General features: G+C 69.2%; 10 protein-coding genes. 5 read left to right on the plus strand and 5 right to left on the minus strand.

The window, feature by feature from the left end:
- Nucleotides 1-7 precede the first annotated feature (7 nt).
- Nucleotides 8-2,065, minus strand: coding sequence for an FUSC family protein (locus ABD989_RS05380; RefSeq protein ID WP_345312695.1), 2,058 nt, complete (start codon nucleotides 2,063-2,065; stop codon nucleotides 8-10).
- Between the two features lie 186 nt (nucleotides 2,066-2,251).
- Between ABD989_RS05380 and ABD989_RS05385 the strand changes: the two genes are divergently transcribed.
- Together ABD989_RS05385 and ABD989_RS05390 are read left to right on the plus strand one after the other, a co-directional pair.
- On the plus strand, nucleotides 2,252-3,439 hold the full coding sequence (locus ABD989_RS05385; protein WP_246993055.1) for an acyl-CoA dehydrogenase family protein: 1,188 nt from the start codon (nucleotides 2,252-2,254) through the stop codon (nucleotides 3,437-3,439).
- 180 nt (nucleotides 3,440-3,619) lie between these two features.
- Complete coding sequence (locus ABD989_RS05390) at nucleotides 3,620-5,680, plus strand: DNA adenine methylase (RefSeq protein WP_345312696.1); 2,061 nt, start codon at nucleotides 3,620-3,622, stop codon at nucleotides 5,678-5,680.
- A gap of 16 nt (nucleotides 5,681-5,696) precedes the next feature.
- On the opposite strand, the gene ABD989_RS05395 is transcribed toward ABD989_RS05390, so the two are convergent.
- Complete coding sequence (locus ABD989_RS05395; protein WP_345312697.1) at nucleotides 5,697-7,646, minus strand: AlwI family type II restriction endonuclease; 1,950 nt, start codon at nucleotides 7,644-7,646, stop codon at nucleotides 5,697-5,699.
- A gap of 87 nt (nucleotides 7,647-7,733) precedes the next feature.
- Between ABD989_RS05395 and ABD989_RS05400 the strand changes: the two genes are divergently transcribed.
- Nucleotides 7,734-8,105 carry a nuclear transport factor 2 family protein gene (locus tag ABD989_RS05400; protein ID WP_246993049.1) on the plus strand — a complete coding sequence of 124 codons (372 nt, stop codon included), beginning with the start codon at nucleotides 7,734-7,736 and terminating at the stop codon, nucleotides 8,103-8,105.
- A gap of 25 nt (nucleotides 8,106-8,130) precedes the next feature.
- Here the strand turns inward: ABD989_RS05400 and ABD989_RS05405 are convergent, their stop codons facing one another.
- Complete coding sequence (locus ABD989_RS05405; RefSeq protein ID WP_246993046.1) at nucleotides 8,131-8,838, minus strand: SDR family oxidoreductase; 708 nt, start codon at nucleotides 8,836-8,838, stop codon at nucleotides 8,131-8,133.
- A gap of 4 nt (nucleotides 8,839-8,842) precedes the next feature.
- Complete coding sequence (locus ABD989_RS05410; RefSeq protein ID WP_345312698.1) at nucleotides 8,843-10,573, minus strand: TPM domain-containing protein; 1,731 nt, start codon at nucleotides 10,571-10,573, stop codon at nucleotides 8,843-8,845.
- A 61-nt stretch (nucleotides 10,574-10,634) separates the two neighbouring features.
- Between ABD989_RS05410 and ABD989_RS05415 the strand changes: the two genes are divergently transcribed.
- A complete protein-coding gene (locus tag ABD989_RS05415) occupies nucleotides 10,635-12,035 on the plus strand; it encodes a phytoene desaturase family protein (RefSeq protein WP_345312699.1) in 1,401 nt (466 codons plus the stop codon).
- Here the strand turns inward: ABD989_RS05415 and ABD989_RS05420 are convergent.
- Entirely contained in the window at nucleotides 12,032-12,823 is a 792-nt protein-coding gene (locus tag ABD989_RS05420) for an LLM class F420-dependent oxidoreductase (RefSeq protein WP_246993040.1), read from the minus strand. The genes ABD989_RS05415 and ABD989_RS05420 overlap by 4 nt on opposite strands.
- A gap of 50 nt (nucleotides 12,824-12,873) precedes the next feature.
- Here ABD989_RS05420 and ABD989_RS05425 point away from each other — a divergent pair, with 50 nt between their 5' ends.
- Nucleotides 12,874-13,509 (plus strand): class I SAM-dependent methyltransferase, encoded by a 636-nt coding sequence (locus ABD989_RS05425; RefSeq protein ID WP_246993037.1) that lies wholly within the window; start codon nucleotides 12,874-12,876, stop codon nucleotides 13,507-13,509.
- The last annotated feature ends 5 nt before the right edge of the window (nucleotides 13,510-13,514 follow it).

Genomic DNA, 13,514 nt, shown 5'->3' on the forward strand with positions numbered 1-13,514 from the left:
TCGGCGCTCAGTAGTGTTCGCGTACCTCGACGACGCGCAGCAATGCCCAGTTCAGCTGGGACAACATCTGCGCGATGTCCGCTTGGGCGACCCGCAGATCCGGTGGCAACTCCGTGAACATGTCGACGATCGTGGTGTCCGAGGAACGCGTGTCGGCGTACTGGTTCTCCACCATGGCGGTGCGGGCCCGATCCGACGATGCCAGCACATGGTCGACGGCGCCGGTCAGAATCGGCGCCAGGACGTCGCGGTGCGGCGCGGGCGGCTCGGAGGTCGACACGACCGCCATCCGGCCGAGCTGATTGGCCCGCTGCGTGATCACCGTCATCAAGCGACCGAGCGAGGCGGCGAGACCGCGTTTACCGGTGAGAAAGCCCAACGACATGCTCTTGGTGAAGTCCTGCAGCGCGATCTGGGCCGCATCGAGCCGACTGACGCCGACGAGCACGGACTGCTCGAGCCCGGGGCCGCTCAGGGCGGCGCGGACCTGCTCCAGGAGATGGTCCAGGGCGTCGAAGTACGCGGCCATCTGATGCAGCAGCGCTGGTCGGGAACTGGTCGAGAAGACCAGGTAGGCGCTGGCCGTACCGATGACCACACCCGCCGCCGTCTCCGTCACGCGCAGTTCCAGGACGTGCGGGGACAGGATGCCGAGCAGGCCGAACAGCGACGCGATCAGGATGGTGACGAACAGCGTCTGCCAGAGATAGTTCAGCGGACCGAAGTAGAGCATGCAGAAGACGCTGGCCACGCACAGCGCGATCAAGGTCACCGGATTGCCGGCGAGCAGAAAGGCGATGCCGAAGCCCACGGTGACGCCGCCGACCGTGCCGAGCAGTCGTCGCCACGCCTTGGTCAAGATGCTGCTGCGCGTGGTGGCGCCGGTGAAGATCATGAACGAGGTGATGACCGCCCAATACCAGCGATCAGCCGAGATCAGCTCGCCGACGACGGTCGACAAGGCCGCCGCGACCATCACCTGCACCGCCATCCGGGTGGTGGGCTCCCAACCCAGCCATGGCCGCCAGCGCGAGTGCGGCGGGGGCGGACCGGCCTGCGCCGCCGGGGGAGTCGCCGGGGGAGTCGCCGGGGGAGTCGCGGGGGCAGTCGCCGGGGCGTCCGCTGCCGGATACGGGCGGGTCAGGTCGATCGCGCGCAGTGTCGCCTGCGCGATGACGGCGCGATTGGTGATGACGACGGCGAGTTCGTCCGGGCTGTCGGACTCGATCAGGCGCTGGTGCGAGCGGGCCCGTTCGGCGGCAGCGGCGACGGCGGCCGGCGCGGCGCCCGGCAACAGTGCGGTCCGCAGTTCGTGGACGGCCGCGGTGAGCGGGCTCGGCAGGGCAGTGGCCCCCTCGGGGCCGCGGCTGTGCAGGATCTCGAGGCAGGCGTGCTCCACGCTGATGCGGGCATCGAGCACGGCGGCGGCGAAGGCGGTCGCCGGGCTGTGAATCACCGCTTCGGTGCGGAACTCGGACTGCCAGGCGTCGATGGCGCGACTCACGTCGTCGATCCGGGACAGTCCCAGACGACGCTGCTCGGCGTCCTTCGTACCGGGGATCGTGTCGAGGGCGGCGTCGAGCGAGTAGACGCAGGCGCTGCGGAACTCGCTGAGCAGGGTGGTGATCTGTCGACGGGGAACCCTGCGCAGGAGCGTCAGATTGATCAGGAGGACCGAGCCCACGGCGCACGCGGCCACGAGCCAGAACTGGGGCAGCTCCTTGACTGGCGGCCGGAGGAAGACAGCGAAGAACATGCCGAAGAAGGCCATCATCCCCAGTGCATTGGCGCGCGGTCCGTACTTCCGCAGCCAGGTGGCGGTGCCGGCGATGCCGATGAAGACCACGATTTCCACCGCGCGCCAGCGGTCGAGCAGGGCGCCCAGGCTCAGGGTGGTCACCAGCGGGAACACCAACAGTGCGGTGGTGATCAGGCGGTCGCGGCGGGTCGAGTCCTTGACGACGAGGCCGGAGAACAGGGCGAGGAACGGGCCCATCGCCAGCAACGCATGATCGCTGTGGCCGAAGTGCACCAGGGACCAGGCGACGGTCGCGCTGACCGCCACGGCGAGGGCGATGGACGCGGCGTTGATCGCTCGCGCACGCCCGGGATCGGTCGCTGCGAGCCGCCGGAGCCAAGACGCGGGGGACGGAGGACTGAGCCGGCGGCGGGGGTGCACGGATCCCAGTCTGGCAGGCGTCGTGGCGGGACCCTTGGCAAACTATCTTACCGAGTAGTAAGATAAATTCCCATGGCGATCAATCTTGAGCTCCCGGAGAAGCTGAACTCCACGGTCGAGCGCGCGCACCTGGCGGCCGAGCACATCTTCCGGCCGATCAGCCGCAAGTACGACCTGGCCGAGCACGAGTACCCCGTCGAGCTCGATGAGCTGGGCAAACTGGCCAAGCAGTCGCGCGGACAGGAACGGTCGGGTGACGCGGAAGCGTCGGGCGAGGACACCGTCAACGGCACCAATCTGCGGTCGGTACTCAACGCCCGCGAGCTGAGCTGGGGCGACGTCGGTCTGATGCTGTCGATCCCCGGTCAGGGTCTCGGCAACGCTGCGATCGCCGCGGTCGCCAACGAGGAGCAGCTCGAGCGCTTCGCCGACGTGTGGGCGGCCATGGCGATCACCGAGCCGGGCTTCGGCAGCGACTCGGCCGCGGTCACCACCACCGCGGTGCTCGACGGCGACGACTACGTGATCAACGGTGAGAAGATCTTCGTCACCGCGGGTTCGCGGGCCGACCACGTGGTGGTGTGGGCGACGCTGGACAAGAACCTGGGCCGCGCGGCTATCAAGAGCTTCGTGGTGCCCCTCGACGCCGACGGTATCGCCGTGGTCCGCCTCGAGCACAAGCTCGGCATCAAGTCGTCGGACACCGCGGTGATCCGCTTCGACGACGTCCGCGTGCCGTCGGGCAATCTGCTCGGCACCGCGGAGATCAACGTCGAAAAGGGCTTCGGCGGCGTGATGCAGACCTTCGACAACACGCGCCCGATGGTGGCCGCGATGGCGGTCGGCGTGGGCCGCGCCGCTCTCGAAGAGATGCGCCGGATGCTCAGCGAGGCCGGCCACGAGGTGGACTACGACAAGCCGGCCGCCGCGCAGCACGTGGCCGTCGCCGAGTTCATCCGCCTGGAGTCGGACTGGGAGGCGTCGTGGTTGCTGACCCTGCGCGCCGCTTGGATGGCCGACAACAGGGAGCCGAACTCGCTGGAGGCTTCGATGAGCAAGGCCAAGGCGGGCCGCACGGTGACCGACGTGACCAACAAGGCGGTCGAGATCGGCGGCACCGGCGGCTACGCGGAGAGCGAGCTGCTGGAGAAGTGGGCCCGCGACTCCAAGATCCTCGACATCTTCGAGGGCACCCAGCAGATTCAGCAGCTGATCATCGCGCGCCGGGTGCTCGGCAAGACGAGTGCCGACCTGAAGTGATCTGACGGGGCGTCGCCGCTTGCGCGGCGCGGGCGGCTGCGGCCGTCTGCGCTGCGCTTGAGGGGTGTGGCGGCGCCACGGTGGATTCTTCCGGCCGCGCCGATGGCCCGCCGGCAGATTCTGTCGGCGGCCGGTGCTACCTTTTCTGCGGGAAGATGCAGAAATGGAAAGACGCAGGTTGTGAAGACATTCGAACTCCGTAACCGGCGCTATCTGGGGTCCAAGCGGGCAGTGTTGCCGGTGATCGCACAGGTGGTGTCCGCGCTGCCGACGGCACCGAAGACGGCCGCCGACATCTTCGCCGGCACCGGTGTGGTGGGGCAGTCGCTGGCCCGCGCCGGGTTGGCGGTCACCGTCAACGATCTGCTGTCGTCGAACACCACGGTGTATCGCGCCTTCTTCGGCGCCGAACCGGTGCGCGGGGAGCGGCTGGCGGAGCTGGTCCACGAGATCAACACCGTGGCCATTGATGTGCTCGCGCCGAACTACTTCTCCACGACGTTCCGCGACACCTACTACAGCGAGCCCAACTCGCGACTGATCGGGCACTACCGCGAACGGATCGAACAGTGGCACGCCGCCGGCACGCTCAACGAGCGGGAGCGCGCCGTGCTCATCGCGAGCCTGTTGTACGGCATGGACAAGGCGGCCGCGACGGTCGGGCACTACGACGCCTACCGCGAGGGCGCGGCCTCGGAGGCACGGCTGGTCTTCGGCCTGCCGGAGCTGGAGAGTTTCGACGTTCCGCACACCGTGACCCGGCAGGACGCGAATCAGCTTGTGCGGGAACGTCATTGGGATCTCGTCTACATGGATCCGCCATACAACTCGCGGCAGTACGGCGACCTGTACCACGTGCTCGACAACGTGACCGACTGGCAGCAGGGGCCGGTGCAGTTCAAGGCGCGCAAGATGGATCGACGACACCTCAAGAGCGACTACTGCACCACCGCGGCGGTGCCGGCGTTCACCGACCTGATCGACGCCGTGGACACCTCCACGATCATCATGTCGTACAACGACACCGGTGCCCGCGGGAACTCCCGCTCGGCCGCGCGCCTGTCCGACACCGACATCCTCACCGTGCTGGAACGCCGCGGCCGCGTGGATGTGGTCGACGTCCCGCACCGCGAGTTCACCACCGGCAAGTCGGGTATCGGCGACATCGTGGAGCGGCTGTTCGTCTGCCACGTGGAGACACCGCCCTTCGACCCTTCGACAGGCTCAGAGCCGCGCAAGCTGAAGGAACGGAAGGGGCGTAGTGAACGGGCGGGCAGTGCGACGCCGGCATCGGTCCAGGTCGAGACCGCTGAGGTGGCGCCGGTGACCGTGCGGAGTCCGCTGAATTACACCGGCAACAAGAAGCGGCTGGTGGCCGACATCATGCCGCTGCTGCCGCCGCCGGGAGCCGGTCACGACCGGTTCGTCGACGTCTTCAGCGGATCGATGACCGTCGGCATGAACGCGGGCTACGACCGGGTCGCGTTCAACGACGTGCAGGTGGACGTGGTCGGCCTCGGCCGACTCTTCGGGGAGGTGCCGTACCCCGAGATCATCGCCGAGGTGGAGGCGATCATCGACCGCTACGGTCTGTCCGACAGCCAGCGGCACGGCTACGACGCCTACGGCGCCAACTCGTCCAACGGCCTCGGCCGCGTCAACAAGGACGCGTACCTGCGGCTCCGCACCGACTTCAACCGGATGGACTCGGCCGATCGGGACCGCCCGTACTACTTCTTCACGCTGGTGGTCTTCGGCTTCAACAACCAGATCCGCTACAACCGCAGCGGCGAGTTCAACATGCCGGTGGGCAAGCGCGACTTCAACAGCCGGGTGCGCAAGAACCTCTTCGACACCGTGACCCGCATGCACCAGCTGCAGGCGGAACTGTGGACCCTGGACTTCCGCGACGTCTTCGGCAAGCTCGCCACCACCGACCTCGTATATTGCGATCCGCCCTATCTCCTGGGCACCGCGCCGTACAACGAGCAGAATGCGTGGACCGTGGACGACGAGACGGATCTGCTCGACGGGCTCGCCGGGTTCGCCGCCCGCGGCGGTGTCTTCGGACTCTCGAATGTGTTGACGCACAAGGGATCTGAACACGACCAGCTCTCGAACTGGGCCACCGAGCACGGCTTCGTGGTGCACACCCTGGACTACAGCTATGCGAACTCCTCGTACCAGCGGAAGGATCGCAACGCGTCGACCGAAGTGCTGATCACCAACTGGACGCCGTAGCGGGACTTCCGGCGGGTCAGGCGAGCGCGCGCAGGGCGGCCACCAGCTCGGTGTTCCACGCCGAGTTGAGATGCTCGACGTCGGTCCGATCCTGTTCTGCCGCAACGAGATCGAGGACCTGCGACAGGGGAGCGTCGGCGATCTGCACCCAGTCGGCGGTGCGCAGCGAGACGATCAGCGGGCAGGCGGTCCCGGCACCGCCGTCGGTGGGCCGCATCTCCATGACGCGGGCGAAGCCGAAGATCCGGGCGACGTTCGGGTCGATCTCGTTGGCGATGAACAGCGTCAGCGTCGGTGAATCGGGTTGCTCGCACGCCAGGTTGGTGGCGTGCCGGAGCACCGGCTCCAGTTCGCCGCGACGCTGCGTGTTCGGATCCATCAGCGTCACCTCCACCAGGATGCGGCGACCGTCGAGGTCGAACTCGATGTCGCCGCGCAGGCCGGGGGCGTAGCTGATCGGCAGGAAGTCGCCGTCCAGGGACAGTCCGAAGGCGGCCCGGGGGTCGAAGGCGCGTCCCGAGGCGTAGTACAGCGATAAGCCGATCAGATACTCGTACATGCACGGCACCGTCGGCTTGCCGCGAAAAGCCTTCTCGCGCACCGTGTTCACCTCCGCCGAGCGGTAGTCGTCGGCGATCAGCTGCAGGTAGCCGCGCACCGTGTCCGGACCGAAGGACGCCGCGATCACCTCGTCGAAGCGCCGACGTTCCTGGGCTTCGAGGAAGCCCTGGATCGCTGTCGGGTCGATCGCCTCCTCGGCGATGATGCGCGCGTCGGTGCGGGCCAGGGCGTCGGCGCCGAAGGCGTGCGCCAGTCCGCGCACCCGGTCGGCAGCGCTCGGCGGGGCGGGTGCCGGCACGGCCATGTCCTCGTCGACGGTGGCGAAGAAGTAGCGCGCGTAGGCGGAGCTGAGACTCACCTGGTTGCCGGCCACCGACAGCAGGCCGGTCGCGGTCAGGATGCGGAGATTGTTGTCGAGGTACTCCAGCACCAGGGCGGTGGTGCGGGAGCCGTTGAACAGGTCGACCATCGCGTGGCGGAAGGCGGCCGCCTCGCCGTGCCACTGCGGGTAGAGCGCCTCCTGGTGGATGGCGAGCGCTCCGGACCCCTTCTTGCGCAGCCCCGGCAGCATGCCGACCGGGTCGAAACGCTTCTTCACCGTGGGCCCGCCGTGGTCCACGGCCTGCCGCAGCTGGGCCAGGGTCCCGGCATCGGGCTGCTCGCGGAAGGCGCTCAGCGCGTCGAGATACACGCGGTAGCGCTCGATGAAGGCGGGACCCTTGCCGTTGGGGAAGGCCTCCGGGGTGAACCTGCCGCTGACGATGTAGTGATCTTGCTCGAGCGTGCGCTCGGCGGCGCCGAGCGCTTCGGTGAGGGAGCCGCCGCCGGTGCGCATCGCCCGGACACCGTCGGCCACGGCGGTCACGTCCGGGCCGAAGACGCGGGCGCCGGCGATGAAGGCCAGGGCGAACTCGTCGGTGCTCAGCGGGCCGAGCCGGTGGAGAACCCGCAGCAGAAGCCGGACGGGGAAGTACCGTAGCCCGCCGGCCTCCTCGGTGTAGGTGAGAGCGCCGCGCAGCACGGCCGAGTTCTCCGCGGTGATCGAGCAACGCGTGTCGAAGCCGTCGAGGGCGGCGTTGTCGGCACCGATGAACAGGATGCCCAGCGGGGTCAGGCGGCGCTGATCGTCGACGAAACCGAGCTTGACCAATGCACTGGTGTACGTGCGGGCCCGCTTCGCGGCGTCGTCCGCGCTGACCCGGCCGCCGCTGCCGAAGATGTCCGGGGCGGCGGACCGGAGGGCGCCGTAGAACTCGAGCTGGGTGACGGCGTCCCAGGGGCGCGCATCCGCGTCCCGGAACTCGGCGAGCGCTTCGAGCATGTCGTGGTAGCCGGCGATGACGTCTTTGCGACGAAACGAGGTGTCGCCCAGGTGCACCAGGGGTGTGTCACGACCGGTCGTCATGTCCTCATCGTGGCACAGCGCGCGCGAGCCTTCGGGCTGCTATCGTACGACGCACTAGAACACGTTCTACTTACTCAGGAGCTGCCCGTGAGCGCTGTGCGTATCACCGACGTCGTCGACGCCTACATCGACCGCCTGACCACCGGTACCGCGGAGGAGATCGTCGATCTCTACGCCGACGGTGCGACCGTGGAGGACCCGATCGGTGCGCCGATCCGGAGCAACCGCGAGGATCTGGTCGAGTTCTACGCGATCATCACCGCCATGGACCGGCGGGAGGCCACGCTCAAGTGGGTCAAGATCGCCGGGGACACCGCGGTCTTCGAGTTCACGCTGGTCACCGGTACCTCCGGCATGGCCTTCGAGATCAGCCCGGTGGACATCATGGTCTTCAACGACGAGGGCAAGGTCGTCTCCATGCGAGCGGTGTGGGATCCGTCGGACCTGAAGCAGCTCTGACGCACTCCACCCCCTGTACGTCGGGTCAGCCGCGGGGGCGCACCGTGATCTCGGTCGGATCGGCATCCGCCGGCGCCGCGATCACCTGCGCTACCGCGGCTGCCACCGTTTCCGGCCGCAGAAACTTCGACCCGTCGTAGTCGCGACCCTCGCGGGCGACGATGTCGCGCTGCATGTCGGTGTCGATGCGCCCGGGGAAGATCGACGTGACCCGCAGTGACGGCTCTTCGGCGCGCACTCCGTCGGCCAGGGCCCGGAGCGCGAATTTGCTTGCGGCATAAGGCGTCCACTGGGCGCGCACGTTCTGCCCGGCACCCGAGTTCAGGAAGACCACGTGCCCGTGCCCGCTCGCGCGCAGCGCGGGCAGCAGGAGCCGCGTGAGTTCGGCGGCGGCCACCACGTTGACCTCCAGGAGCGCCCGCCATTCGTCGACCGGGGTATCGGCGACGGCCTCCAGACTGCTGGCGATCCCGGCGCAGTGCACCAGCACGTCCAGCTCGGTGACCGTCTCCACGGCGGCGGCGACCGCGTCGTAGTCGGTGAGGTCCACCGCGAGGGTCACCGCGTCGTCGAACTCGACGGCCATCGCGTCCAGCTCGGCGGAGCCGCGACCGCCGAGGATGAGCCGGTGCGTGGGGGCGAGGGCGCGGGCGACGCGGGCGCCGACGCCGCGACTGGCACCGGTGATCAGGGCGCAGGGGAGCAGTTCGGTGCGATCGTGCTCGGTGATCATCGACTCAGCTCCGTCCGCCGGTACCGAGGCGACCGGAGGTGTCCGAACCGCCGAACGACGCCGGGCTGCGCCCGCCGCTGCTGAAGCCGCCGTTGCCGAAGCCGCCGTCGCCGGTCGCCTCGTTGATCACCGCATCCACGAGGACCCCGGTGAGGACCGCTGCGCCGTCGTGCGGGTTCTGCTGCTTCCACAGGAGCACATCCTGGCGGGCGAGCGTGAGGGCTTGATCGGCGAGCGCCGTGGCCTGGTCGGCGAGCTTGTCGGCCGCGTGCTCGTCGGCGGTGGACTGGGCCCGATCGAGGAGCCGTTCGGCCTCGGACAGGCTGGTGCGCGCCGGGGTGCCGACCGCGCCGCGGCGGGTGTCGATGAGGCTTTCCGCCGCGCCTACGTGCGCCGTCGCGTAGGCGAGCGCCGTGGACTTCTCGGCGATCAGCACCACATTCTGGCTGACGTCGGAGATGGCGTCCAGCAGTTTGGCAGCGGTGTCGACGCCGCCTTCGGCCGAGCGGATCGCGGCGGCCGTCGGGAGCCGCAGGTCCGCTTCGTCGGCGACGGCCTCGCGGCCCTGCGCAATGCTGTCCTGGGCGAACTGGATCAGCTCGCGGGCCAGGGCCGAGTTGCCGATCACCGACTCGGCGACCGCGGTGCTGAAGGATTCGGCCAGGTAGGCCTCGCTTGCTTCCGCCTGATCGAGTCGTTCGGCGAGCGCGTCGCAGCGGTCGGCGAGCGCGTCGAGGCGCGCGTCGGCTCCGTCGACCAGGTCGCGCAGCGTGTCGAACGGCCGCACCTGCTCGTCGAGCGCCTGGTTGGCGTCCGAGCACATGCTGATGATCTGCACGAGGAGGGAGCGGCGCTCGCCGTTGCTCAGCTCGGGCTCCTCGTCGAAGGTGTGCCGAAGCCGGAACGACGTGGCCAGTGCGCTTTCCGCGGTGGTCAGCGCGCCGTGGAAAGCGGCGGTGGCGGTGTCGCCGAACTCGGCGGTGGCCAGCGCGAGCTCGTCGTCGCTGATCGATACCGCGTTGTCGGTGTGGGTCAGCAGTTCGGACGCCCAGGGGTTGAGCGTGGTGATCGGCTGCGTGGTCAGTTCCTCGACGGTGAGGGCGCTGTCCTCGGAGGAGACCTCGTCGCCGGTGGCGAGTGTGCGCCGACGATTCCGCAAGACCAGGTAGGCCGCGGCGATCAGGGCGAGGGCGGCGAGGCCGGCGACGGAGAGGTAGATCCACATCCGGGAGCCGGCGGTGTCGAGTGCCGACGCGGTGTCGAGCGCCGCGTCGGTCCACTTCGCCTCCGCCACGTCCGGGGCGATGGTGTCGTCGGCGATCTTTCGAAGGTCCTCGGCGGGGTAGTCGTCGATCGGCTCGGCGCTGTCGAAGAAGAAGGAGCGGTCGTCGACGTTGATCGCCAGCAGGATGTCCCGGTAGCTCAACTCGCTCTGCTGCTCGGTCTCCCGCGCCCAGTCCTGCGGCGACTTGCCGTCGAAGTTCCGGACGTAGACCACCCACAGCTGCACGTTGCGGTCGGCTGCCAACTCGTCGATCGCGGCGCCGATCTCGGCTTCCTGCTCGCCGGACAGGACGTCGGCGGCGTCGACCACCTGGTTCGGCATCTGAATCGGCTGATCGGCGAGCGCGGCGCCGACTCCCGGGCCGCCGGTGAGAACGGTGAGGCCCAGCACGGTCGCGATCAGAAGACTCAGCGTCGGGAGAACGGCCAGGCGTCGGCGGACGAAGGTCATGGATCCAATCTAGTGCCTCGGCGGGCATGGTGTCCGGAACCGGTGGTGGGAGAGTGACCATATGGAGTACGACGATGTGGTGGTGGGTGCCGGACCCAACGGTCTCACCGCGGCGGCGGTTCTGGCGCGGGCCGGTCGACGGGTCCTGGTGCTGGAGGCGGCTTCGCGCGCGGGTGGCGGGGCGCGTACTGACACCGCGTTCGGTGCGCAGATCCGGCGCGACGTCTGCGCCGCGGTGCACCCCACCGGCTTCGTCTCGCCCGCCTTCGCCGACCTCGATCTGACCGCCCGCGGTCTGCAGTGGTTGCTGCCGCCGTATTCGGTGGTGCACGGGTACGGCCCCGACCGGGCGATGGGTCTCGCCCGCGATGCGCGCCGACGCGGCGACGAGTTGGCGCGGGATGCAGCGGCGTGGGAACGGGTGGCCGGCTGGGCGGGCAGCGCCCCTGGAGTGGTCGACGACGTGCTGAACCTGCCCGCACTCCCGGATCGGCCGGTCGCGGCGGCCCGGTTTGCGGCAGCAGCGGGATTGCCGGCGGCGGCGCTGGTGCGCGGAGCGTTCCGGACGCCGGAGGTGCGGACGCTGTTCGCCGGGGTGGCTGCCCACTCGGCCCGTCCGCTGTCGGCGGCGGCGTCCTCCGCACCCGGACTGCTGTTGGCCGCGCTGGCCGGATCCGGTTGGCCGGTGGCGCGGGGCGGCTCGCAAGCCATCACCGACGCCCTCGTCGATGTGCTCACCGAACACGGCGGCACCCTCGAAACCGATTGTCGGATCAGCGATTTCGCCCAGTTGCCGACCGGTGCCCGGCTGTTCTTCGCCACCTCGCCCCGCACCTTCGGCGCGGTGCTGGGCGACCGTCTGCCCGCGCGGTACCGGCGTCGACTGGCGGGGTTCGCCTACGGCCCGGGCACCTGCAAGGTGGACTTCCGGCTCAGCGAACCCATTCCGTGGCGAGACGAGCGGTTCGCCGCGACCGCGACCTTCCATCTCGCCGAGGACGTGCGGCAGATCGCGGTCGCCGAGGCGGCTGCGGCGGCCGGACGAATCCCGGTGCGGCCCTGGGTACTCGGCGGCGAACCGACCCGCATCGATCCGTCGCGCGCGCCGGCGGGCACGCACCTGGCGTGGGCGTACTGCCACGTGCCGGCCGGCTGCACCCGGGACGTCTCCGCGGCGATCGTCGCCGAGATAGAACGCTGCGCGCCGGGCTTCCGCGACGTGATCGTCGAGCAGATCGTCACCACCGCCGACGCGCAGGAGAGCTACAACGAGAACAACGTCGGCGGCGATATCGGTTGCGGCGCAACGTCATTGCGTCAGTTGGTGCAGCGCCCGGTGCTCTCACCGACGCCGCAGGCGACCCCGGTTCCCGGGGTGTACCTGTGCTCGGCGGCTACCGCGCCGGGCGGCGGAGTGCACGGCATGAGCGGCTACCGCGCCGCCCTGCACTCTCTGCGCTAGCGGTACCGGTCGCGCCAGTCGCAGAGCAGCTTGGCGGCCGACAGGTCGTAGTCGGGGCCCTCGGTGGCCACGGTGAGGAGGGAGACGCCCTCGGCGGTGATCGCGTCGGCGAACTGGAGGGTGGCGGCGTCGTCACCCTTGTGCCGGATCTCCGCGGAACGCTCGATCTCGGCCGGATCGCGACCGATGTCGGCGCAGTAGCCGGCGAGCAGGGCGGCCTTCTCGCGGTAGCTGTCGACGCCGACGAAGGCGTGCCAGATGTCGCCGTACTGCGCCACCAGGGGCAGCGTCTTGCGCGGTCCGCTGCCGCCGATCATCACCGGAATGTCGCGCAGGGGAGCGGGATTGAGCTTCCCGAGGCGATCGGTGATGCGCGGGAGCGAGGCGGCGAGGTCGTCGAGCCGGGAGCCCTTGGTGCCGAAGTCGTAGCCGTACTCGGTGTAGTCGCGCTCGAACCAACCGCTGCCGATGCCGAGAATCAGGCGGCCGCCGCTGATGTGGTCGACGGTGCGGGCCATGTCGGCCAGCAGTTCGGGATTGCGGTAGGAGTTGCAGGTGACCAGCGGGCCGATCTCGATGCGTTCGGTCTGCTCGGCCCAGGCGCCGAGCATCGTCCAGCATTCGAAGTGGGCGCCGTCGGGGTCGCCGTAGAGCGGATAGAAGTGATCCCAGTTGAAGGCGATGTCCACGCCGAGATCTTCGGCGCGCAGCACCGCGTCCCGGATCTGCCCGTAGTCGGGTGCGTGCTGGGGCTGCAGTTGGACGCCGATGCGCAAGGGGAGTGTCATGGATCCCAGTCTGCGCCGTTCGATGCCGCCGGGGGGATACCCTGGAGGGTATGAGCACCCACGGACATGATGCACACGACCACGCCGATCACCCGCACAGCGCCGCCGAGTGGGATGAGCGGTACAGCAGCACCGATCGGCTGTGGACCGCGCAGGCCAACCCCGCGCTGCTGCGCGAGGCCGCGGAGCTGACGCCGGGACGTGCGCTGGACGTCGGCAGCGGGGAGGGCGCGGACGCGCGCTGGCTGGCCGACCGGGGCTGGGAAGTGGTGGCCGTCGACATCTCGCAGGTGGCGATCGACCGCGCCGTCGCCATCGATTCACGTGAAACCATCACCTGGCGCCAGGCCGACCTGACCGTCGACGAGGTTCCCGGCACGCCTTTCGATCTTGTTGCGCTGCACTATTTCCCGGTCGACATCGCCCAGCGCGGGGTGATCGCGAAGCTCGTCGGGGCGCTGGCTCCGGGCGGCACCCTGCTGGTGGTCGCCCACGATGCCGAGGGCATCCGTGCGCACGGCCATGACCCGGACGCGTACTTCCAGCCGAAGGACGTCGCCGAGCAGTTCGCCGATGACCTGGACATCTCGATTCTGGAGACCGTCGAACGCGGCCGACCGGCCGGTGGGACGGCCGGACCGCGTCACATGAACGACGTGGTGCTCAAGGCGCGCAAGCGCGCCTGACCCGA

The organism is Gordonia alkaliphila, assembly GCF_039542465.1.
Classification (GTDB): Bacteria; Actinomycetota; Actinomycetes; order Mycobacteriales; family Mycobacteriaceae; genus Gordonia; species Gordonia alkaliphila.

Bases quoted from the DNA above. Each gene is read 5' to 3' on its own strand.
- ABD989_RS05385 (WP_246993055.1), top strand. From the start codon at position 2,252: ATGGCGATCAATCTTGAGCTCCCGGAGAAGCTGAACTCCACGGTCGAG.
- ABD989_RS05395 (WP_345312697.1), bottom strand. From the start codon at position 7,646: ATGACGACCGGTCGTGACACACCCCTGGTGCACCTGGGCGACACCTCG.
- ABD989_RS05405 (WP_246993046.1), bottom strand. From the start codon at position 8,838: ATGATCACCGAGCACGATCGCACCGAACTGCTCCCCTGCGCCCTGATC.
- ABD989_RS05410 (WP_345312698.1), bottom strand. From the start codon at position 10,573: ATGACCTTCGTCCGCCGACGCCTGGCCGTTCTCCCGACGCTGAGTCTT.
- ABD989_RS05415 (WP_345312699.1), top strand. From the start codon at position 10,635: ATGGAGTACGACGATGTGGTGGTGGGTGCCGGACCCAACGGTCTCACC.
- ABD989_RS05420 (WP_246993040.1), bottom strand. From the start codon at position 12,823: ATGACACTCCCCTTGCGCATCGGCGTCCAACTGCAGCCCCAGCACGCA.
- ABD989_RS05425 (WP_246993037.1), top strand. From the start codon at position 12,874: ATGAGCACCCACGGACATGATGCACACGACCACGCCGATCACCCGCAC.